Origin of the sequence: Nocardioides sp. GXQ0305 (genome assembly GCF_050880345.1) — a bacterium.
Taxonomy (GTDB): Bacteria; Actinomycetota; Actinomycetes; order Propionibacteriales; family Nocardioidaceae; genus Nocardioides.
In genome coordinates this window covers 572,011-593,011 of record NZ_JBNYXG010000003.1, presented here as the reverse complement: position 1 = coordinate 593,011, position 21,001 = coordinate 572,011, and the positions used below count along the sequence as shown (strand labels likewise).

Genomic DNA, 21,001 nt, shown 5'->3' with positions numbered 1-21,001 from the left:
CGCCCCTCGGGGCGCCCCACCGGGCTAGCATGACGCCCGAAAGGGGGGTGGCCCATGGCGATCCGCAGGCTGTTCGGGAAGCGTGAGCAGGCGCAGGCCGCACCGGCTCCCGAGGAGGTCCTCCCCGAGCCCGAGCCCGAGGAGCCGACCGAGACCCCCGTCCCGGTGCGCGTGGTGATCGTCGACGACGACCCGGACGCCCGCGACTTCCTGCGGATGGGCCTCGAGGTCGGCGGCTTCGACATCGTGGGCGAGGGTGGTGACGGCCCGTCCGCGGTCGAGGCGGTGCGCACCGGCCAGCCCGACGTGGTGCTGCTCGACCTGCACATGCCCGACATCGGCGGCATCGAGCTGCTGCCGCAGCTGCGCGAGGCGCACCGCCCGGCGAAGTTCGTGGTCGTCTCGGCCATCAACTCCACCCACATGACCGAGGCCGCGATCGGGGCCGGGGCGATCGGCTTCATCGAGAAGGGTGTCTCGCCGCGCAGCGTCAACCTCCACCTGCACAAGGTCGCCCGCGCCGGCGCGGTCCGGGTGGTGCGGCCCTACCCGCTCACCGGCGAGTACCCGTGACCCTCGCCCTCACCGTCGTCCGGCGCGACGTGGGACGGGTGGGCGGACGCGTCGTCGGCCGGCAGTAGCACCGCACGACAGAACCCCTCGCCGAACGGCGTGAGGTGGATGCTGCGGCGTACCACCTTGGTGAACCGCTGCGAGTGCAGCGCCTCGAGCACGTCGGGCTGCGCCTCCAGCACCTGGTACTCCTCGGGGTCGGTGAGCTGCTCGCGGGAGAACCACACCAGCCCGAGGCGGTGCAGGTTGTCCAGGTAGGCCGGGACCCGGTCGACGTAGCGGCACCCCGCGCGGGCCCCGATCATGGTCAGGCCCGGCGCGATCAGCTGGCTGTGCACCCGGCCCACCGGTCCGCCGGAGCGGACGTCGACGCTGGGCTGCGGCCCGGAGCGCACCAGGAGCAGCAGCACCCGCGCCTCGTCGGGCGCGAGGTCGCCGAGGATGCGGGCGTACGCCGGGTGCTGGTCCTGCTCGTGCCACACGTCGCGGGACCGGTCGAGCAGGGCCGTTCCCTGCTCGCGCAGCGACGCCTGCTCGGAGCGGACGGGGTCCGGCTCGGCCCGCTGCTCCTGCTCGGTGGTGAGCGCGTCGGCGACCGCCTGCTGCAGCGGTACGCCGGCGGCGACGGCGCGGCCGAGGTCGGTGACCGTGGTGACGGTGACCCCGAGCTCGCGGGCGAGCGAGGCGGCCTGCTGCGGGTCGCGGACCGCGGCCGCCAGGCGGCGGCTCAGGCGCCACGAGGCCAGCACGCCCCACCGGGTCGCGTGCAGCCAGGTGGCGGCCGCGATCCGGGCGAGACCCGGCACCGCGGACAGCGCCGCGCCCGGCCCCGGCAGACCGGGTGCGTCGTCGTCGGGCTCGCCGGGGGTCGGGTCCACCAGTGCGTTCATGGTCGCGGTCCCCGCGTCGTCGTGCACGGAGGAAGCGCAGCGACCGGAGGGTGGGACGTCGTGGGCTGATTCATCAGCTCCCCACTCCGAAGATCCACAGGTGCAGCACTCCACCGCCGAAGCCCATGATCGCGCCGTGTGCGTAGAGCATCCACTCGTCCTCCTTGATCGCCGCCCGCATCATCTCGACGAAGTCGCGCGGGGGGAGCTCCTGGGTGCGGGTGCTGACCAGGACCCGGATCCTGTCGGCCTGCTCGCGGCTGAAGTCGCGGTCCCGGAACGGGGTCATCGTGTGCTCGACGCCCTCCCGCGCGATGGCGGCCCGGATCGCGTCGTACCGCCGGGGACCGAGCGCGGCCCGCACGGCCGGGCGGGCGACCCCGGCGGCCTGGTCGATGGCGGGTTCGAGCGCGACGGCCAGCATCTGCCGGGTGCGGTCGCCGCGCGGCCCGTTGAGCAGGAACTCGCCGATGTTCTCGAGCGTGATCACGTCGTCGGCGATGATGTCGGCGTACACCTCGGCGGCCTCGCGCTGGCGACGCGGGAACAGCCCGTGCACCCGGACGCCCCAGATCCGGCGCGGCTCGGGCGGCTCGAAGATCAGCCACATCCCGAGCGCGTTGGTGAGCCAGCCGACGACCACGCCGAGCACCGGGAGCAGCCACGCCTGGTGGAAGGTCACGTCGAGGACCGCGACCGGGATGCCGAGCAGGAAGCCGAAGATCGCGCCGAACCACACCATCAGGTTGAGCTCGCGCTGCCCGAAGTCGCGGAAGATCCGGACCACCAGGGCGGGGTTCTCGCGGAAGTGCTCGATCACCATGATCTTGGGGTCGAGCAGCTGGTCGATGTGGCGCCCGATCTCGGTGGTGATGCTGCGGACGACGCCCGGGAGCTGCTCGCGGACCCGGGCGACGACGGCGCGCCGGCCCGCGGGTGGGAGGTCGCGCCACAGCGTTGGGTGCTCGGCGACCATCACCTGGTCGATCAGGTCGGGCAGCTCGGGGCTGAACAGTTCGACGATGTGCTCGGCGATCCGGTCCGGCTCCAGCTCCCGGTAGAACTCCGCTGGCGTGCCGAGCTTGGAGATCGCCTTGTCGACCGCGATCGAGCCCATCTTGGCGGCGCGGGCCGGGATGATGCCCTGCCACCCCAGCCCGCCCTGCATCACGCCCGGCACCTCCTGGACCTTGCGCGGGAGCACCGAGGACAGCTCGCGCAGGCCCGGGACGGTGACGCCGTGGAAGCGGACCGGGCGGAAGAGCATGACCAGGCCCGTCCAGTTGATCAGCCAGCCCACGACGGCGGTGAAGACGGGGATCGACCAGAAGACGAGCCAGTCGACCTCGGCGAGCCACTCGCTCGACGCCCTCACCTCCTTGACCGTCGACCCCGCGCGGGGCTACCCGAGGGTAGCGCCGCGGGTGGGACCATGGATCGGTGCGTGAGCTCGAGCTGGTCGCCGACTGCGACCGATGCTTCGGCCTGTGCTGCGTGCTGCTCCCGTTCCACCGGGACAGCGGGTTCGCGGTCAGCAAGCAGGGCGGCGAGCCCTGCCACCACCTGAGTCCCCGGGACCGGTGCGAGATCCACGACTCGCTGCGCGAGGAGGGGTGGCCGGGATGCGCGGCGTTCGACTGCTTCGGCGCGGGGCAGCAGGTCTCGCAGGTGACCTACGGCGGGGTCTCGTGGCGCGACCACGACGACCTCGGCGAGATGGCGGCCGTGCTGTCGGTCATGCGGCAGCTCCACGAGATGCTGGCCCACCTCACCGAGGTGCTACGACGCTCACCGGCCGAGGACGCCGCCGAGATGCGCGCGGAGATCGTGGCGCTGACCCACGCCGACCCGCACTCACTGCTCCGGGCCGACCTCGACGAGGTCCGCCGTCGGGTGAGTCCGGCGCTGCGCGAGGCCACGGTCCGGCTGCACGGACCCGGCCGTCCGATGCCGGACGACCTCGCCGGCGCCGACCTGCGCGACCAGGACCTGTTGCGCGCCGACCTCCGCGGGGCGCTGCTGATCGGCGCCGACCTGCGGGGGTGCGACCTCTCGCACGCAGACCTGCTCGGGGCCGACCTGCGCGACGCCGATGTGCGGTCGGCGCGGCTGGCCGACGCGTGGTTCCTCAGCCAGGCCCAGCTCAACACCGCCCGGGGAGACGCCGCCACGACCGTCCCGGCCCACCTCACGCGGCCCGGCCACTGGCGTGACGCTCCCGCTCAGGACGGCGGGAGCCGCACGCAGTAGTCGCGCAGCACCGGCGAGTCGCCGATCCGGCCGGTGTGCTGCAGGTGGTCGGCCTGGGCGTCGAGCTGGTCGGCCACCGGGTGGTGGCGCGGCGGGGCCCAGCGACGGATCTCGTCGGCGAGCTGCCAGAGGACCGGCACCGGCAGGCTGCGCAGCCCGCGCCGGTCGCAGGCGACCACCGGCAGGAGGGTCGACCACCGGCGGTGGCGCCCCCGGATCCGCAGCACCACGATGCCGAACCCCGGGTCGTGGAGCCCGAGCTCCTCGACCTCGTCCCACGGGATCTCGACCGGCACCACTCCGCCCCGGCGTCGGCACAGTCGGCCGCTGCTCGTGTCGAGCCACGCCTCGTCGAGCCAGAAGCCGAGCGGGACCAGCGCCAGGAGCGCGAGGAGGCCGACCGCCCACGGCAGGGCCCCGGGGTCGTCGGCGACCGCGTCGGCGGCCGCCCAGAGGCATCCGCCCGCCATGGCCGCGACGGTCAGTCGGAAGGTGCGCTCGGCCCGGCCCCGACCCGGTGGCAACGCCGGCAGCGGCACCCGCTCACCCGCCACCGTCGACCCCGGCCTCCCCGAGGGGCGTGACCACGGATGTCAGCAGGGATGTCAGCAGGGATGTCAGCAGTCCGGCAGCCTGGTCGGGAGGCACCGCCCGGGCAGGCTGCCCGCCGTCGGGGCCCTGCCAGGTGCCTCCGGGGCCGGACAGCCACGACGAGCGCCGGGACCGGCGCCCGTGCCGCAGCTCGACGTCGGCCCGCAGCCACTCGGTCTGCTGGTCGGGCGTGGGCGTGGTCGCCGCGACGGCCGCTGGATGGAGCACCGCCGCGACCACGAGGGTGGGGAGCGTGGCCGCGGCGGTGAGCGCGAAGCGGTGGCGGCCGTCGAGGGAGACCTGCTCCAGCAGGACGACCCCACCGGTGACGTGGGCGTACCAGTGGTCTCGCCCGTGAGGCGTGGAACGCGCGACGGCGACGACCGCGGTCGCGGTCTCCCGCAGCACGACCACGGACCGCAGGTCGCGCCGCAGCTCGTCGCGGGAGCGGGCCCCGGGGTCGAGCAACCGCCGGGCCGCCAGCGACGCCCGGGCGTCGCGCGCGGCCGACGCGCGCCCGTCACCGTCGAGCCGGGACCAGACCGGCATCACCGGCCGGGGTCCGACCCGGCTGCGGGGTCGCGCCAGGACCGCGAGCTCGGCATCGCTGAGCGACCCGACCGGGACCGCGTCAGCAGCGGGCACCTCAGAACACCTCCCCGAGCGCGTCGAGGGCGCCCGACCCCGCGGCCGCGAGCCGGTCGCCGGCCCAGCCGACGGCATCGGCGGCCGCAGCGGCCTCGTCGGCGACCTGGTCGACCACCCAGTCGCCCGCCTCCGAGGCGGCGTCCTCGACCTGGTCCCAGTGGTCGACGAGGTAGTTGCCCGCGGTCCAGGCCCCGTAGGCGAGGACCGCGGCGCCTCCCACGACGACCAGGCCGGGCGCCGTGGTCGCGACCAGCACCGCGCCGGCCGCACCGGCGGCGCCGAAGCCGCGGGTCGCCCAGCCGCGGGCCCCGTCGTAGCCGCCGCCGGTGACCGCGTCGTGGACGCCCGAGACGGCGGTGATCGGCAGCGACGCCCGTCCCGCGAGCTTCAGGAGCGGGTTGCGGGCGGTGCCGTGGGCGAACACCCGGCGGGCCTTCTCGAGCTCGTCCGGCGGCGCCTGTTGCCGGGCCAGCGCAGCGTAGTCGTGGAGCCGGCGGCTGCTCCTGGCCAGCGACACGGCGTCGTTGACGCTGCGGGCGACCACGAGGGCGCCCCCGGCGGTGCCGAGCGCAGCGACGTGGTCGCCCCCGAGCAGGTCGGCGCGCGCGCCGTGGGCCGCCAGCAGCGAGGGCAGGGTCCGGGGGGCGTCGAGCCGCCTGACCGTGGCGGCAAGGGCCTCGTCGGCCTCGACCACGGCCGCCAGCGCGGCGCCGACCGCGGCCCCGTGGGCGCTGCGCTCGGCCTCGGTGCGGCGGGCCTGCTCGAGCTGCTCGGGGGCCACGCCCCAGCCCAGCCGCTCGGCCGGGGGTACGTCGTCGGGCGGTTGTGGCGCGGGCGGCGCGACCACCCCTCCGTCGTCGGTCACCTCGAACCCGGCGGCCCGGACCCGCTCGACCGTCGCGAGCAGCGCCGCGCGGGCCGCCGTCACCTCCCCCGCGCCGGACCGCAGCTCGGAGGCCGCCGTGGTCAGCGCGTCGCCCAGCGCCTCACCCCGCCGGGCCTCCAGGTCGGCCCGGCTCGCGGCCGTGGTCGCCCAGACGCCGCCGGCGTCGTCGACCGCGTCAGCGAGGTGGCGTCGTACGGCGTGGGCGTCGTCGTCGACCGAGGAGGCCGCGGCCGCGAGCCGGTCGGCCGCGGCCAGGAGCCCGCCCGGCCGCCACCCGGTCACCGTCGACACCGTCAGGGTGGTCACGACGGGCCTGCCCGGAACCCGCTCGCCACCGATGCGTCGGTGGCCGCCAGGTCGTGCGCGACCCGTCGTGCGGTCTCGCACAGCGCGACCAGGCCGTCGGCCCACGCGTCGACCGCGGCGTCGAGCTCGGTCGCGACCCACCAGCAGGCCTCCGCGGTCGCCGACCCGGGCAGCGCGTCGCTCGCGACCCGGAACGGCCCGGCGACGTCGAGGCACGACAGCGACGCCGCCACCGAGTCGATCCGGGCGGCGGCGTCGTCGAGAACCTGGGGGTCGAGGGCGAGCACGGCCTCAGTCCTACATCGGTTCGGCCGGGCTCACACCTGCTCATCCACAGCCTGCCGGCGCAGCCCGTGCTCCCGGGGTTCGAGCCCCGGCGCTGGCGCGCCTCGCTCCTGGACCCCGGGTGCGGTCGGCCTCAGAAGCCGCGCCGCCAGACGACCACGGACTGGCCGGGGTCGGGCGGCCGGAGGACCGGGAGCCGGTCGGCGGGGGGTCGGGTCCGCAGGGACATCCGCAGCGCCTCGCGGGTCGCCTCGAGCTCGGCGACCAGCTCGGCGTTGCGGTGCTGCAGCGCCTCGATCTGGTTCTCGAGGTCCAGCAGCCGCCGGACCCCCTCGACGCCGACGCCGGCGGAGGTGAGTGCTGCGATGGAGCGCAGCCTCTCGATGTCGCGGTGGGAGTAGCGCCGGCCGCCGCCTCCCGTGCGGCCGGGCGTGATCAGGCCCATCCGCTCGTAGGCCCGCAGCGTCTGCGGGTGCAGGCCCGAGAGCTCCGCGGCGACGGAGATGACGTACACCGCGACCTCGGGGGCGGGAGGCTGCACGAGCGTCTCCTCCCCGGGACCGGTCGTCATGTGCCGGCCTCGAAGAGGCCGGCGCGCAAGGTCTGCCCGCCGTGGGCGGCGCGGTAGGCCTCGACGGCCTCGCGGGTCGCCTGGTCGAGCACCGCCGGCACCTGCACCTCGACGGTGGCCAGCAGGTCACCGACCGTGCCGTCCTTGCGGCGGGCGCCCTTGCCGCGGATCCGGAAGGTGCGGCCGTTGGGGGTGCCCGGCGGCAGCTTGAGGGTGACCGACGACCCGGCGAGGGTCGGGACCTTCACCTCGGCCCCGAGCGCGGCCTCGTCGAAGGAGACCGGGACCGTGAGCGTGAGGTTGTCGCCCGCGCGGCCGAACACGCGGTGCGGCCGCACCTTGACGCTCACGAACAGGTCGCCCGCGGGCCCGCCGTTCTCGCCGGCGCCGCCCTTGCCCTTGAGCCGGATCCTCTGACCGTCCTTGACGCCGGCCGGGATCCGGGCCTGGATGGTGCGCGCCGACATCCCGCGACCGGAGCCGTGGCAGGTGGGGCACGGCTCGTCGTAGACGAGCTGCCGGCCGCCGCAGGCGGGGCAGGTCTCGTTCATCGTGAACCCGCCGCCCGTCGAGGCGACGACGAAGCCGGCACCCTCGCACTCAGTGCAGATGTGGGGCCGGGTGCCGGGCTTGCCGCCGGTGCCGGAGCAGGCGGGGCACGGCGAGTCCGAGGTGAGCCGCAGCGAGATGGTGACGCCCTCGAGGGCGTCGGTGAACCCGATCGTGGCGCTGGTCTCGACGTCGCTGCCGCGGCGGGGCCGCGGCTGCGTCGTGGTGGTCCGGGCGCGGCTGCCGAACAGGTCGCCGAACATGTCGCCCAGGCCGCCACCACCCCCGGCCCGGACCCGGTCGCCGAAGAGGTCGCTGACGTCGAAGCCGCCGGTGCCGCCCTGCGGGAAGCCGAATCCGCCGGAGGAGTACGCCGCGCGCAGCTCGTCGTACTTCTTCCGCTTGTCGGGGTCGCCCACGACGTCGTAGGCCTCGGCGACCTCCTTGAACCTGGCGTGCTTGGCTCTGCTCTCAGGGGAGTCGCCGGGGTTGGAGTCGGGGTGGTTCTGGCGCGCCAGGGTCCGGTAGGCCTTCTTGATCTCGGCCGCGCCCGCGTCCTTGGCGACGCCGAGGACCTGGTAGAAGTCCTTGGTCGCCCAGTCAGCGCGTACGCCCTCGTCCGCGCTCACCCGCTCACCCCCTCACTCCTGGTCAGGCTGGCCCGTCACCCGGCGACCGGGTCGACCACCAGCACCTGCGCGGCCCGCACGACCCGCTCGCCGATCCGGTAGCCCGCCTTGGCGACGACCTTGCACGTCGTGACCTCCACCTCCGGATCCTCCCCGATGTGGGAGAGGGCCTCGTGGAGGTTCGGGTCGAAGGGCTCGCCGGGCGCGCCGAACTTGGTCAGCCCGAGGCCGGTGACGACCCGCTCGAGCTGCTCGGCCACGGCCTGGAAGCCCTCGTCGAGGTCGCCGTGCTCGCGCGCCCGGTCGACGGTGTCGAGGACGTCGATGATCGGCACCAGCACCTGGTAGCGGGCGTTCTCGGCCAGCTTCTCCCGATCCCGCTCGACCCGCCGCTTGTAGTTGACGAACTCGGCCTGGAGCCGCTGCAGGTCGGCGAGCCGCTCGGCCGCCTCCATCTGCGCGACCGCCACCTCGTCGGCGGCGGCCAGGTCGTCACCCTCGACCTCGGTGTCGCCTGCCACCTCGCCGGCGGCGGCGCCGAAGGAGTGCGGCCCGGGGGCCGCACCCTCCGGCGCTGCCTCGTCGGCAGGCTCGGCGGCCGGTTCCCGAGGAGGGCGCTCTGCGCCCTTCTCGAAGGAGTCGCCGTCCTGGACGACGTCCCGCTCGTCGTCGGGCTGGGTCACTTGTTCTCACCCTCCGAGCCTTCACCGGAGGCGGGCTCGTCGGTCTCCTCGTCGACGATCTCGGCGTCGACGACGTCGTCGTCGGCCTCGCCGGTCGCCTCGCTGGTGCCTCCGGCGGCGGCCTGCTCGGCCTCCGCGGCGGCGTACATCGCCGCGCCCATCTTCTGGCTGGACTCGTCGAGCTTGGTGACACCGGCGCGGAGCTCGTCGGCGGAGGCGTCCTCCTGCTCGAGGGTCTTCTTGAGGGCGTCGATGTCGGCCTGCACCTCGGTGCGGACGTCGTCGGGGATCTTCTCGGAGTTCTCCTCGAGGAACTTCTCGGTCGAGTAGACCTTGGAGTCGGCGAGGTTGCGGGTCTCGACCGCGTCGCGACGCTGGGCGTCCTCCTCGGCGTACTGCTCGGCCTCCTTGACCATCCGGTCGATCTCGTCCTTGGACAGCGCCGAGCCGCCGGAGATGGTCATCGACTGCTCGCGGCCCGACGCCTGGTCCTTGGCGGAGACGTGGACGATGCCGTTGGCGTCGATGTCGAAGGTGACCTCGATCTTGGGCACGCCACGCGGAGCCGGGGGGAGGCCGGTCAGGTCGAAGTTGCCGAGGGGCTGGTTCTGGGCCCACATCTGGCGCTCGCCCTGGGCGACCTTGATCTCGACCGACGGCTGGTTGTCGTCGGCGGTGGTGAAGATCTCCGAGCGCTTGGTCGGGATCGTGGTGTTGCGCTCGATCAGGTTGGTCATCACGCCGCCCTTGGTCTCGATGCCGAGGGACAGCGGGGTGACGTCGAGCAGCAGCACGTCCTTGACCTCGCCCTTGAGGACGCCGGCCTGCAGCGCGGCGCCGACGGCGACGACCTCGTCGGGGTTGACGCCCTTGTTGGGCTCCTTGCCGTTGAGCAGCTCCTTGACCACCTCGGTGACCGCGGGCATCCGGGTGGAGCCGCCGACCATCACGACGTGGTGGATGTCGGCGATCGCGACGCCGGCGTCCTTGAGCACCGACTTGAACGGTGCCTTGGTCCGGTCGAGCAGGTCGCTGGTCATCTTCTGGAACTCGGCGCGCGTCAGCTTCTCCTCGAAGTGCAGCGGACCGGACTCGCCGTGGGTGATGTAGGGCAGGTGGACCGTGGTCTCGCTGGAGCTCGACAGCTCGATCTTCGCCTTCTCGGCGGCCTCCTGGAGCCGCTGCTTGGCGATCTTGTCGTTGCTCAGGTCGACGCCGTTGCCCATCTTGAACTTGTCGACCATCCAGTCGACGATCCGGGCGTCCCAGTCGTCACCGCCGAGGTGGTTGTCACCGGAGGTCGCCTTGACCTCGACGACGCCCTCGCCGATCTCGAGCAGCGACACGTCGAAGGTGCCGCCGCCGAGGTCGAAGACGAGGATGGTCTGGTCGTCGCCCTTGTCGAGCCCGTAGGCCAGCGCGGCTGCGGTCGGCTCGTTGACGATGCGGGAGACGGTGAGACCCGCGATCTCCCCGGCCTCCTTGGTGGCCTGGCGCTGCGCGTCGGAGAAGTACGCCGGCACGGTGATGACCGCGTCGGTGACCGTCTCGCCGAGGTAGGCCTCGGCGTCGCGCTTGAGCTTCTGCAGCACGAAGGCGCTGATCTGCTGGGCGGTGAAGTCCTTGTCGTCGATCTTCACCTCCCAGTCGGTGCCCATGTGGCGCTTGACCGACCGGATGGTGCGGTCGACGTTGGTGACCGCCTGGCGCTTGGCCACCTCGCCGACGAGCACCTCGCCGGACTTGGCGAAGGCCACCACCGACGGGGTGGTCCGGGCGCCCTCCGCGTTCGCGATGACGGTGGGTTCGCCACCTTCGAGGACGGCGACGACGGAGTTCGTCGTCCCGAGGTCGATACCGACCGCACGAGCCATGGTTGTTCGTCCTTCCGATGCTGCAGGACCCGGTTCCGGGTCCTGTCGACTGGTGTTCGCGGGAGTTGAGTCCTGCTGGCTCAACTTATGTGTGCCAGCGTAACGAAGGGATGGTGGCTGCTTGTTCCCGGGGCCCGTGTCCGAGGGACCCGTCCCATCCACAGCACGGACACACCCCGGTGCCGGGCCTCGCCACCGCCCCGGGGAGGCCGTACCATGACAGCGACGGCCGTGGGGGCCGTCCGGCGCGACGGGTAGTGCCTGTCAGGGGGGTTCGACATGGGGTACGTGCGATCACGGCTGGGTGCCGTGCTGCTCGCGCTCGCGACAGCGGTGGCGGGCGTCCTCCTCGCCGGCGCGCCTGCGCAGGCCCGCTGGACCGAGGCGAGCACGACGATCGACCACCGGGTGTGCAAGGAGCCACGGCTCGGCGGTGCGGGCTGGACCTTCCAGACCCGCGCCCGCAAGCCGGCCCGTACCGAGGACGCGCGCGCCGGTGTGGCGATCCACGTGCGGGGCGACCGCCGCCAGCACTGGTCCTCCGGGTGGCTCGACGACCGGGGACTCGCGCGCGGCTGGGTGCGGACCCGCCACCGGGCCGGCGTCCGGGTCCACCTCTGGCAGGAGGCTGGCGACCGGGGCTCGGGGGTGGGCACCGCCCTCCAGCAGACCGTGCTGCGCCCCGGCCAGATCGCCCGCTGCGGCTGACCGGTCGGGAATACTCGCCCGGCGTGTCGTGATGCACCCGGTATGACTGGTGCGACCGTTCCGACGATCACCCTCCACGACCAGACCACCATCCCCCAGCTCGGGTTCGGCGTCTTCCAGGTGCCGCCCGCCGACACCGCTCGTGCCGTGTCGGAGGCCCTCGAGGCCGGATACCGGCACATCGACACCGCGCAGATGTACGGCAACGAGGCCGGCGTCGGCGAGGCGCTCGCGGCGGCCGGGCTGCCGCGCGAGGAGGTCTACGTGACCTCCAAGCTCAGCAACGCCTCCCACCGCCCCGACGACGCCCGCCGCAGCTTCGAGGAGACCCTGGAGCGGCTGCGGCTCGACCGGATCGACCTGTTCCTGATCCACTGGCCGCTGCCGACCCGCTACGACGGTGACTTCGTCTCGACCTGGCAGACCCTCGCCGAGCTCGCCAAGGAGGGACGCGCCACCTCGGTCGGGGTCTCCAACTTCCAGCCCGACCACCTCGACCGGATCGTGCAGGAGACCGGCGTCGTGCCGGTCGTCAACCAGGTCGAGGTGCACCCCTACTTCCGCAACGAGACGGTGCGGGCGGCCAACGCCGGCTACGAGATCGCGACGGAGGCGTGGTCGCCGATCGCGCGGGGTGCCGTGCTCGACGACCCGACCGTCGTCCGGGTGGCCGACGAGGTCGGCGCGACACCGTCCCAGGTGACCCTCCGCTGGCACCTGCAGCGCGGTGACATCGTGTTCCCCAAATCGGTGCGGGCCGAGCGGATGCGCGAGAACCTCGGCGCGCTGGAGGTCGAGCTCAGCGACCAGCAGATGGCCGCGCTCGACGGGCTCGACCGGGGCGAGGACGGCCGATGCGGTCCGCACCCGGACACCTTCGACAGGATCCCCGACTGAGCCACGTGACGCCTCGGGTCACGGCGCCGTCAGGCGAGGCGCGGGGATGACGCCGGTGCCCCCCACCTCCGAGCGGTTCAGGCTGCGCGACATCGCGCTGGTGGCCTACGGGCCGACGCTCGTGGTGTCGGTCGGCCACGGCGCCGTGATGCCGGTGGCGGCGCTGCGGGCGCGCGAGCTCGGCGCCGACGTCGGGACCGCGGCGCTCGTCGTGGCGATGCTCGGCGTCGGCATGCTCCTCACCTCCCTGCCCGCCGGCGCCGCGGTCGCGCGGGTCGGGGAGCGTACGGCGCTGCTGCTCGCGGGCCTGCTCGACGCGGCCGCGATGGCCGCGGGCGCACTCACCGGGTCGGTCGCCGGGCTGGCGGTGGCCGTCGCGGTCAGCGGGTCGGCGTACACGCTCTTCCTGATCTCGCGGCAGGGCTTCATGATCGACGCCGTGCCCGAGGGGTTCCGCGCCCGGGCGCTGTCGGCCATGGGCGGCTCGTTCCGGATCGGGGTGTTCGTCGGTCCGCTCATCGGCGCCGGCGTGATCCGCGTCGCGGGGCTGCCCGGCGTCTTCTGGCTGGCCTCGGCCCTGGCCCTGGTGGCGGCCGCGATGGCGCGGCTGATGCCCGACCTCGGGGCCGAGGGTCGGGCCCGCGAGCAGGCGGCCGGGCACGCGTCGGTGCGGTCGGTGCTGCTCCGGCACCGGCGGACCTACCTCACCCTCGGCCTTGCCGTGGTCGTCCTCGGCGCCTCCCGCTCGGTCCGCAACGTGCTGCTGCCGCTGTGGGCCGAGCAGGTCGGCCTCTCGGCCTCCACCACCTCGCTGGTCTTCGCCCTCGCCGCGGCGGTCGACATGCTGATGTTCTACCCGGGCGGCTGGGTGATGGACCGCTACGGCCGGGCGGTCGTCGCCGTGCCGGTGGTGCTCTCGGTGGCGGTCGCCTGCCTCCTGCTGCCACTGACCACGGGCGTCGTCGGCGTGGCGGCCGTGATGGTGCTGATCGCGCTCGGCAACGGCCTCGGGTCGGGGATCGTGATGACCATCGGCGCCGACACCGCCCCCCTGCGCGGACGCTCGCAGTACCTCGGCGGGTGGCGCCTGTGCGGCGACCTGGGGGTGTCGGGCGGGCCGCTGCTGGTGAGCGCCGTCGCGGCCGCCGCTCCCCTGGCCACCGCGTCGGTCCTGGTGGGCGTGCTGGCGCTGGCCGGCACCGCGTGGGTGGGCTACTGGACGGTCCGGCTGGACCGGGACCGGCGGCGGGCGACGCCGCTCAGCCGCGGATCGTGACCTTGACCTCGTTGGAGGCCTTGCCGGTGTCGGTGTCGACGACGCGGAACCGGTTGACGCCCGTCTGCCCGGTCTGGACGTACGTCGTGTACGTCTCGTCGCTCACCGAGACGGTCACGGGGAAGTCGCGCCAGGCGCCGCCCTCGAACCGCTGCACCTGGAGGATGGCGCCCTCGCCGCCGGGGTAGACGCCGGTGAGGTCGATGTTGTCCATCGGGCTCACCGACGGCGCCGCCGCCTGGAGGGTGATGCCCTTGTCGGGCTTGTCGGACTTCTTGTCCGACGCGGACTTCTGGTCCGACGGCTGGTCCTTCTCCTCGGGCGACGACCGACCGGGGTCGAGCGTGATCAGCGGTCCGTCGTCGGGACGGGTGGACTCCGGCTTCGGCAGGAAGAGCGACGCCTGCTCCTCGCTGCCGCCGGTGGGGCCGCCGTTGCTGTCGAGCCCGGCCACCCGGGCACCCGCCAGAGCGACCACACCCGCGACGATGCCGACGACGACGGCGACGCCGATCAGCGCCAGCAGGCCGAAGGCCACGGGGTGGTCGTCGCGCTCCTCGCGTCCGAGTCGGTCCGTCACGCGGCCCATTGTCACGGACGGCGCCCACCAGCCCAAACGGGGACCGTCAGTCGACCGCCTCCCCTGCCGCCCGGCGTACCTCCCGCTCGGCCACGGCGTGCTCGTCGGTGCGGGCGTCGTACCCCCAGAAGTCACGCAGCGCCACCGCGGTCGCGGCGACCCCCAGGACGCACGCGACGCCCCCACTGACCAGCGAACCGCGGACCGACCAGACGTCGGCCACCACGCCCGCCCGGACCTGACCCGCGAGCGGACCGACCGAGTAGGACAGCATCTCGATGCCGGCCAGCCGGCCGCGCATCGCCTCGGGGATCGTCTGGTTCCATACGGTCATCCGGAAGATCCCCGAGATCATGTCGGCCACCCCGGAGAGCATCAGGAAGAGCGCCACCAGCCAGATGTCCGGCATCAGCCCGGCGACCGCGATCGCGGCGCCGTACGCAGCTGCGGCCAGCACGATCGCCCGGCCGTGGTGGTGCACCCGGCTGGTCCAGCCGCTGGTGGCGGTCGCCAGCATCGCGCCGACCGTCTCGGCGGAGTAGAGCAGGCCGAGCAGCTCCGACCGCGCGAAGACCTGCTCGGCCAGCGCCGGGAACACCACGATCGGCATCGCGAGCAACACGGCGGCGATGTCGACCAGGTAGGTGCCGAGCAGGTCGCGCCGGCGGACGGCGTAGCCGATGCTGGCGCGGATCGCCCGCAGGCTGGGCGGCGTCGTCACCTCGCGGTGCGGGTAGGGCCGCATCGCGACGTACAGCAGGGTGGCCACGACCAGCCCCACCACGTCGACCACGAAGCACCAGCCGATGCCGACGTACGCGATCAGCAGGCCGCCGACCATCGGCCCGACCAGCACCCCGAGCTGCATCCCGAACCCGGTCAGCGCGTTGGCCGCGGTGATCTGGTCGATCCGGACCGTGCGCGGCATCAACGCCTCGCGGCTGGGCCGCTGCAGCGCCGAGGCGGCCGCGAGCAGCACGGCGACCCCGAAGACGACCGGCAGGCTCGGCCGGTCCCGGAAGGCGTTCCCGGCCAGCACGGCCGTCAGCAGCACCTGGGCCACCCCGCAGCCGACGAGCAGCCGACGCCGGTCCACGTGGTCGGCCAGCGCCCCGCCCCAGAGCCCGAACACCACGATCGGCACCAGCTCCGCGATGCCGATCGCGCCGACCGCGAGGTTGGAGCCGGTCAGCCGGTAGACCTGGAAGGGGATGGCGACGTAGGAGACCATGCCGCCGAGGTAGAAGACGGTCCCGGCGGCGAAGAGCAGCCGGAAGTCGCGGGAGTCGCGCAGCGGCGAGACGTCCATCCGCACGGCGCGCAGCCGGTCCCCCCAGGTCACGGTTCCCGATGGTGGCACCGGATCCGCCGGCGCGCATCGGGATCAGCGCGTGACGCGCACCCGGGCTCCGTGGCGCGGGACGCTGGTGATGTTGCGGACCTTGGGGACGTCGCGCTGCACGGTCTCCACGCCGTACGACGTCAACACCTCCCGCAGCACGGCGACGCCCTCCATCAGCGAGAAGCCGGCCCCGATGCACCGCCGCACCCCGCCGCCGAAGGGGATCCAGGTGTTGGTGGGCGGGTTCTGGCCGAGGAACCGCTCGGGCCGGAACACCTCGGGGTCCGGGTGGTTGTCGGGGCGGCTGTGGGCGATCAGGATCGAGGGCCCGACGGTGACGCCGGCCGGCAGGTCTACGCCGCCGATCGTGGCCGGGCGCTGGAGGGTGCGCACCACCATCGGGATCACCGGGTGCAGCCGCATCGACTCCTTGAGCAGCGCCTCCAGCCAGGCGTCGTCGCCGTCGCGCGCGGCCGACCTCGCGCGCTCCAGCTGGGCCGGGTCCTGGCCCAGCTCGACCAGGGTCCAGGCGAGGGCGGACGCCGTGGTCTCGTGGCCGGCGAGCAGCAGCGTCACCAGCTGGTCGCGCAGCTCCTCGTCGCCCAGCCGGTCGACCTGGGCGTCGCCACGATCCTCGATCGTGATCAGCTGGGAGAGCACGTCGGTGCGCTCGCCGAGGTCGGGTGCCTCCCGCCGCTCGCGGATCTCGGCCAGCATCAGCCGGTCGAGCTCGTAGGCGTTGTCGACCGTCCTCCTCCACCGCCCGAACCGCTGGAGGAACGGGTAGCCCCAGCCGAGCAGCACGCTCGGCCCGACGTCGACGGTCCGGTTGACGCGGGGTCGCAGCGCGGCCAGCCGGGCCTCGTCGGTGACGCCGAAGACCACGCGGAGGATGACCTCGAGCGTGAGGCGGTTCATCCGGTCCAGCGAGCGGAACGTCTCGCCGTCGGTCCAGGTCGCCACCTCGGCCCGCGCGACCTCGGTGACCAGGCCGGTGTAGGCGCGCAGCGCCTGCCCGTTGAACGCCGGCATCAGCAGCTTGCGGGCCCGCTTGTGCTCGACGGAGTCCTGGAGCAGCAGCGAGTGCTCGCCCATGATCGGCCCGAGGATGGCGTTGCCCTTGCCGGCGTGGAACACCTCGGGGTCGCCGGCGAAGATCTCCTTGGCGTGCTCCGGCCGCGTGAACAGCACCAGCGGCCGGCCCTTCGGGAGGATCCGGACGGTGAACACGTCGCCGTACCTCCGGTGCGCCCACGGGACGAACTGGTGGCGGAACCGGAGCAGGGCGGCGCTCTGCAGGATCAGCGGCCAGCGCGGCCCCGGTGGGAGGCCCGACTCGTCGACCGGCGGCGGGCTGTCACCCCCGAACGGCCGCATCCGGGCGAACCGTCGTTCGGTCATCCGACCGGCCAGCTCGCTGACCCGCCCGTCCACCTGCTCGTCCAGCGCCATCTGGACATACTACGAGTATGTGAAGAGGCTGCAACCCCTCCCGCGAGCGGTCAGCCGCGGACGAAGGCGGCGATCCCGGCGGCCTCCCGGACCCGGGACTCCTCGTGCAGGTAGGGCATGTGGCCGGTCTCGAACCAGTCGTGCTCGACCCGTGCCCGCTGCTCGGGCGTGAGCCGCAGGTGGGCCACCGTGTCGGCCGCGGCCGCGAACGGCGTGGCGAGGTCGTAGTAGCCGTACTCGACCCGGACCCGCAGGTGGGGGTTGGCCCGCATCAGCCGCTCGAGCTTGTCGGAGACGTTGATGGGGCGGCCCTCGAACTCCTGGTAGGACCACTTCTTCACCTGGTTGGCGAAGACCTCGTAGGGCAGGTCGAGGTCGCTGCGCAGCTCCGATCGCAGGTAGTGGTGTATCGCCGCGGCATAGGGACCGACGATCGCGTCCATCGACGGGTCGGCGTCCCACTTCTCGGCGTTGCCGAAGTGCAGCGGGCCGGTGAACCGGCCGTCGATCCGGCCGAGCGCCAGCCCCCGGTCGCGCAGCAGCTCGGTGCAGAACCGGACGTGCTCGACCCGCAGGTCCGCGCGGTCGACGTAGTCCTCGGACAGCCCGGCGAGGCGGGCGACGGTCGCGACGACCTCCTGCCGCTCCTCGGGGTCGAGCCGTGACCCGCGACCGAGGGCCCAGCGGTAGCGGTCGCCCGCGAACGCCTCGGCCTCCGCCACCACCTCCTCGAGCGTCCGGCCCTCGTGCCGACCGTGGTAGTGCGCGATCGCGGCGTACGTCGGGAGGAAGTTCTGGCACGCCTCGTCGGAGCGGTGGTAGCTGAAGTCCTGGGAGCCGAAGTCGAGCACGCTGGAGACGAGGACCAGGCCGTTGAAGGCCATCATGTGCGTGCTCCAGAGCCGCTCCGCCACGGCGACCGCCCGTACGGTGCCGTAGGACTCGCCGATGAGGTACTTGGGCGACATCCAGCGGTCCTCGCGCGTGCACCAGAGCCGGACGAGCTCGGCCACCTGTTCGACGTCCTTGCCGAACCCGTGGAACTCCTTGGCCTTGCCGCCCTCGACCGCCCGGGTGTGGCCGGTCGACATCGGGTCGATGAAGACCAGGTCGGCCTCGTGCAGCAGCGTCTCGGCGTTGTCGACCAGCCCGTACGGCGGGGGCGCGAGGTCGCCCACGTCACCCATGTCGACCCGCCGGGGACCGAGCAGGCCGAGGTGCAACCACACCGACGCCGACCCGGGTCCGCCGTTGAACACGAAGCACACCGGACGCTCGGCGACGTCGGCGTCGTTGAGGGTGTAGGCGGTGACCGCCATCTCGGCGCGTGGCTTCCAGCCGGTGAAGACGTCGTCCTCGTAGGCCTCCTCGCGGAGCACGACGCGCCCCGTACGGGCCGTGTAGGCCAGGTCGTGCCCGGGCCCGACCAGCGAGTGATGGGTCTCGACCAGCTGGTCGATCGGCTCGGGCTTCGTGTCCGGGGTCGGCGCGGGCCTCCCGGCGTCGGGCTGGTCGTCCATGCGGGCGACTCTAGGACGTGGCGCCGGCCCGGCTCACCGTGAGCACGTCGTGCCCCGGGACCGGGTTGTCGCGCAGCGCCCGGCAGGTGAGCCGGTGGCGCTCGTCGCCCGGGACCGTGCGCACCGTGACCTGCCACGCCGTGCCGCCGACGTCGAAGGACACCTCGCGGGTGTCACCGTCGCGCCGCTGTCCGAGCAGGCGCAGGGCGTCGAGCCGGGTCTCGCCCAGCCGCCGTCGGAGCGCGACCTCGGCCGCCTGCACCGGGGTCGCGTAGGACGACCGGCCGCGCAGGTGGTCGAGGTCGAGGTGACCGGTGAGGTGGCTGCCGGCCACCGCCACGGCGGTGACCGCGTCCAGCCGGCCGTAGTAGAGCCCGTGCGGGAGGAAGAGCGCGTTGCCGGCGAACCGGTCGCCCCCGATGTGGGAGATCTCCCACGCCTCGTCGGGGTGGGCGGCGGCGAGGGCCGCCGCGACCGGGCGGCCGCGCTCGGCGCAGCAGGCGTCGTGCCGGCCGTGGGTGCACACGCAGAGCAGCTGCTCGGCGGTGGGCTCCAGGCCGGGCGAGCGGCCGGCGCCCAAGCCGGCGAGGTCGAGGTCGAGCAGCTGCTCGGCGGAGTCGAGGACGGCCGTCTCGAGCCAGGGAGCGGCGGGACCGGCCCAGGCGGCGTACACCCGGAACCCGGTGCGCGGGGCCGGGCGGTGGTGCTTGCGGACGAGGTTGACCCGGACCCGGGCCGCCCGGGCGGCGGCGGCGAGGCCGCTCTTGACGTCAGGCGGGAGCCGGTTGTCGCGCAGCGCGTCGAGGCCCCAGGGGCCGGGGTTCTCGACCAGGAGGAAGGCCCGCACCGTCGAGGCGGTCCCGGCCAGCTCGTCGCCCCGGAGGTCGCCCGCGGTCGAGCAGCGGAAGGTCTCGCTCATCGCATGATCACGCGAGCACCCGGAGCAGTCCCTCCCGCACCAGCCTGCGGCAGAGCACGAGCCGGCTCTCGGGGTCGAGGTGGTCGGCGAGGTCGGCCGGAGTGAGCCGGTCCTGCCGCTGCACCGCCTCGAGGGCCGGGCGGAGCCGGGGCGGGACGTCGAGGTGGCGGTCGCCGAGCAGCACCCGCAGCACCGGGCCCTCGGCGCCCTCGGCATCGACCAGCACGCAGGGGTGGCCGGGCCGGCGGGCCAGCGGGGTGGTGTCGGTGAGGTCGCGGACCGCGAGCGTGTCACGGAGCCCGCCCGAGAGCCGGGTGCCGCGACTGGTGAGGAACCGCTCGGCCCGCTGTCGGGCGACCGCGCCCGCGTCGAGGCGGCGTACGTCGTCGGCGACGCGCGCGAGGTGGTCGCGGAGCCCCTCGGCCAGCTGGTCGGGGTCGTCGAGCCAGCCGGCGGGCACGTGGGTGTCGGGCACGTCGTCGAGCAGGTCGAGCACGGTGCGCTCGACGACGCGGCGCCAGGTGAGCTGGTTGATGCCGAGCGTGACGTGCAGCGAGGCGACGTCCTGGGCACGGGCCGCGTGGGGCGTGCCGGTCGGGAGGTACAGCGAGAGCCCCGGCTCGAGCACGATGTCGTCCACCCGACCCTCGGTGTGGACCTCCCACTGCTTGTGCCCGTGGGTCTGGAACACGAAGACGTCGTGGGTGTCGGAGTGGACGGCGAACCCCTGCGCACCGGGCGGGGTGAGGTAGGCGTTGGCCTGGCACGGGTGCCCGAGGTCGAGCTCGAGCTGGGCCACCAGGTCACGCAGCGGCGGCCAGGAGCGGTGGAGGCCCTGCAGGACCACGGTGGCGCCGTCGTCGAACTCGCGGAGCAGCCGACGGCTGTCGACCAGCCCGGTCAGCGGCTTGCCGGCGAGCGACGCACCACTGCGGGTGTAGCGCGACTCGGGCAGCACCGAGCCGTCGCGGGCGAGCCGTACCGACGGCGTCCGGATCGCGGTCTCGGTCAGCAGGTGGTCGACGTCGTCGAGCGACAGCAGCCCCACCAGCCGGGAGGGCTCGGTGTGGTGGAGGTGGACGCGGGTCGCCCAGACCTTCGCGAGGAAGGTCTGGGCGTCACCGCTGAGGAGGTCGAGCGCGTTCAGAGTGCGGCACCGTCCGTGCCGTCGGCGTCGCCGTCGGAGGCGTCGCTGCTGTCACCGTCCGTGCCGTCCGCGTCACCGTCGGTGCCGTCCGCGTCACCGTCGGTGCCGTCCGCGTCACCGTCGGTGCCGTCGGCGTCGCCGTCGGAGGCGTCGCTGCTGTCCCCGTCGGTACCGTCGGCGTCACCGTCGGTGCCGTCGGCGTCACCGTCCGAGGCGTCGCTGCTGTCCCCGTCGGTGCCGTCGGCGTCACCGTCGGTGCCGTCGGCGTCGGAGGGCATCGAGGAGGCCTGCGGCGCCGCGCCGGTGGTCATCTCGTCGTCGGAGAGGGGTGCGTCCTGGGGTTCCTCGGTGCTGTTCGACATCTGGTCCTCCTGGCTCGCGGGCGGCAGGTCCCGCCCCTGCTCGCAACCTAGCGCCCGGCCCCT

General features: G+C 73.8%; 22 protein-coding genes. 5 read left to right on the top strand and 17 right to left on the bottom strand.

Annotated elements, in window-relative coordinates; all coding sequences use genetic code 11:
- The first annotated feature begins 54 nt into the window (after positions 1 to 54).
- Positions 55 to 573, top strand: a complete 519-nt coding sequence (locus tag ACQ1X7_RS11410) for a response regulator transcription factor (RefSeq protein WP_432478311.1) — start codon at positions 55 to 57, stop codon at positions 571 to 573.
- Here ACQ1X7_RS11410 and ACQ1X7_RS11405 read toward each other — a convergent pair.
- Together ACQ1X7_RS11405 and ACQ1X7_RS11400 are read right to left on the bottom strand one after the other, a co-directional pair.
- On the bottom strand, positions 546 to 1,490 hold the full coding sequence (locus tag ACQ1X7_RS11405) for an Abi-alpha family protein (protein WP_432478310.1): 945 nt from the start codon (positions 1,488 to 1,490) through the stop codon (positions 546 to 548). The two genes, ACQ1X7_RS11410 and ACQ1X7_RS11405, sit on opposite strands and share 28 nt — an antisense overlap.
- 46 nt (positions 1,491 to 1,536) lie before the next feature.
- Positions 1,537 to 2,838 carry a hypothetical protein gene (locus ACQ1X7_RS11400; protein WP_432478309.1) on the bottom strand — a complete coding sequence of 434 codons (1,302 nt, stop codon included), beginning with the start codon at positions 2,836 to 2,838 and terminating at the stop codon, positions 1,537 to 1,539.
- Positions 2,839 to 2,903: 65 nt separating this feature from the next.
- Between ACQ1X7_RS11400 and ACQ1X7_RS11395 the strand changes: the two genes are divergently transcribed.
- Positions 2,904 to 3,713 (top strand): pentapeptide repeat-containing protein, encoded by an 810-nt coding sequence (locus ACQ1X7_RS11395; RefSeq protein WP_432478308.1) that lies wholly within the window; start codon positions 2,904 to 2,906, stop codon positions 3,711 to 3,713.
- Here the strand turns inward: ACQ1X7_RS11395 and ACQ1X7_RS11390 are convergent.
- The 8 genes from ACQ1X7_RS11390 to dnaK all read right to left on the bottom strand — a co-directional run bounded on the left by ACQ1X7_RS11390 (position 3,686) and on the right by dnaK (position 10,735).
- Positions 3,686 to 4,267: a hypothetical protein gene (locus tag ACQ1X7_RS11390; protein WP_432478307.1), complete on the bottom strand. Its 582-nt coding sequence runs from the start codon at positions 4,265 to 4,267 to the stop codon at positions 3,686 to 3,688. The genes ACQ1X7_RS11395 and ACQ1X7_RS11390 overlap by 28 nt on opposite strands.
- The gene (locus tag ACQ1X7_RS11385) at positions 4,257 to 4,949 is read right to left on the bottom strand and encodes a hypothetical protein (RefSeq protein ID WP_432478306.1); all 693 of its coding nucleotides are present in this window, start codon (positions 4,947 to 4,949) and stop codon (positions 4,257 to 4,259) included. The genes ACQ1X7_RS11390 and ACQ1X7_RS11385 overlap by 11 nt, the downstream gene beginning before the upstream one ends.
- Position 4,950: 1 nt before the next feature.
- Positions 4,951 to 6,144 (bottom strand): hypothetical protein, encoded by a 1,194-nt coding sequence (locus ACQ1X7_RS11380; RefSeq protein ID WP_432478305.1) that lies wholly within the window; start codon positions 6,142 to 6,144, stop codon positions 4,951 to 4,953.
- On the bottom strand, positions 6,141 to 6,431 hold the full coding sequence (locus tag ACQ1X7_RS11375; RefSeq protein ID WP_432478304.1) for a hypothetical protein: 291 nt from the start codon (positions 6,429 to 6,431) through the stop codon (positions 6,141 to 6,143). Before ACQ1X7_RS11375 ends, ACQ1X7_RS11380 begins: the two co-directional genes overlap by 4 nt.
- Positions 6,432 to 6,562: 131 nt before the next feature.
- Positions 6,563 to 6,970 carry a heat shock protein transcriptional repressor HspR gene (locus tag ACQ1X7_RS11370; protein ID WP_432478303.1) on the bottom strand — a complete coding sequence of 136 codons (408 nt, stop codon included), beginning with the start codon at positions 6,968 to 6,970 and terminating at the stop codon, positions 6,563 to 6,565.
- Positions 6,971 to 6,996: 26 nt separating this feature from the next.
- On the bottom strand, positions 6,997 to 8,178 hold the full coding sequence (dnaJ, locus tag ACQ1X7_RS11365; protein ID WP_432478302.1) for a molecular chaperone DnaJ: 1,182 nt from the start codon (positions 8,176 to 8,178) through the stop codon (positions 6,997 to 6,999).
- A 35-nt stretch (positions 8,179 to 8,213) separates the two neighbouring features.
- Positions 8,214 to 8,861 carry a nucleotide exchange factor GrpE gene (gene grpE, locus ACQ1X7_RS11360; RefSeq protein ID WP_432478301.1) on the bottom strand — a complete coding sequence of 216 codons (648 nt, stop codon included), beginning with the start codon at positions 8,859 to 8,861 and terminating at the stop codon, positions 8,214 to 8,216.
- Positions 8,858 to 10,735: a molecular chaperone DnaK gene (dnaK, locus tag ACQ1X7_RS11355; protein ID WP_432478300.1), complete on the bottom strand. Its 1,878-nt coding sequence runs from the start codon at positions 10,733 to 10,735 to the stop codon at positions 8,858 to 8,860. The genes grpE and dnaK overlap by 4 nt, the downstream gene beginning before the upstream one ends.
- A 279-nt stretch (positions 10,736 to 11,014) precedes the next feature.
- Between dnaK and ACQ1X7_RS11350 the strand changes: the two genes are divergently transcribed.
- The 3 genes from ACQ1X7_RS11350 to ACQ1X7_RS11340 are packed head-to-tail and all read left to right on the top strand — an operon-like array spanning position 11,015 to position 13,616.
- Positions 11,015 to 11,443, top strand: a complete 429-nt coding sequence (locus ACQ1X7_RS11350) for a hypothetical protein (RefSeq protein WP_432478299.1) — start codon at positions 11,015 to 11,017, stop codon at positions 11,441 to 11,443.
- A 42-nt stretch (positions 11,444 to 11,485) separates the two neighbouring features.
- The gene (locus ACQ1X7_RS11345) at positions 11,486 to 12,340 is read left to right on the top strand and encodes an aldo/keto reductase (RefSeq protein ID WP_432478298.1); all 855 of its coding nucleotides are present in this window, start codon (positions 11,486 to 11,488) and stop codon (positions 12,338 to 12,340) included.
- 55 nt (positions 12,341 to 12,395) lie between these two features.
- Positions 12,396 to 13,616, top strand: coding sequence for an MFS transporter (locus tag ACQ1X7_RS11340; RefSeq protein ID WP_432478297.1), 1,221 nt, complete (start codon positions 12,396 to 12,398; stop codon positions 13,614 to 13,616).
- On the opposite strand, the gene ACQ1X7_RS11335 is transcribed toward ACQ1X7_RS11340, so the two are convergent.
- The 7 genes from ACQ1X7_RS11335 to ACQ1X7_RS11305 all read right to left on the bottom strand — a co-directional run bounded on the left by ACQ1X7_RS11335 (position 13,600) and on the right by ACQ1X7_RS11305 (position 20,938).
- Positions 13,600 to 14,196, bottom strand: a complete 597-nt coding sequence (locus ACQ1X7_RS11335) for a hypothetical protein (protein ID WP_432478296.1) — start codon at positions 14,194 to 14,196, stop codon at positions 13,600 to 13,602. The two genes, ACQ1X7_RS11340 and ACQ1X7_RS11335, sit on opposite strands and share 17 nt — an antisense overlap.
- Positions 14,197 to 14,242: 46 nt before the next feature.
- Positions 14,243 to 15,538 carry an MFS transporter gene (locus ACQ1X7_RS11330; protein WP_432478295.1) on the bottom strand — a complete coding sequence of 432 codons (1,296 nt, stop codon included), beginning with the start codon at positions 15,536 to 15,538 and terminating at the stop codon, positions 14,243 to 14,245.
- A gap of 42 nt (positions 15,539 to 15,580) precedes the next feature.
- Positions 15,581 to 16,990 (bottom strand): cytochrome P450, encoded by a 1,410-nt coding sequence (locus ACQ1X7_RS11325; RefSeq protein ID WP_432478294.1) that lies wholly within the window; start codon positions 16,988 to 16,990, stop codon positions 15,581 to 15,583.
- A gap of 50 nt (positions 16,991 to 17,040) precedes the next feature.
- Positions 17,041 to 18,510 carry a S10 family peptidase gene (locus ACQ1X7_RS11320; RefSeq protein WP_432478293.1) on the bottom strand — a complete coding sequence of 490 codons (1,470 nt, stop codon included), beginning with the start codon at positions 18,508 to 18,510 and terminating at the stop codon, positions 17,041 to 17,043.
- Positions 18,511 to 18,520: 10 nt separating this feature from the next.
- Entirely contained in the window at positions 18,521 to 19,429 is a 909-nt protein-coding gene (locus ACQ1X7_RS11315) for a sucrase ferredoxin (protein WP_432478292.1), read from the bottom strand.
- A gap of 7 nt (positions 19,430 to 19,436) precedes the next feature.
- A complete protein-coding gene (locus tag ACQ1X7_RS11310; protein ID WP_432478291.1) occupies positions 19,437 to 20,477 on the bottom strand; it encodes a cupin domain-containing protein in 1,041 nt (346 codons plus the stop codon).
- Between the two features lie 95 nt (positions 20,478 to 20,572).
- On the bottom strand, positions 20,573 to 20,938 hold the full coding sequence (locus ACQ1X7_RS11305; RefSeq protein ID WP_432478290.1) for a hypothetical protein: 366 nt from the start codon (positions 20,936 to 20,938) through the stop codon (positions 20,573 to 20,575).
- Positions 20,939 to 21,001: the final 63 nt, after the last annotated feature.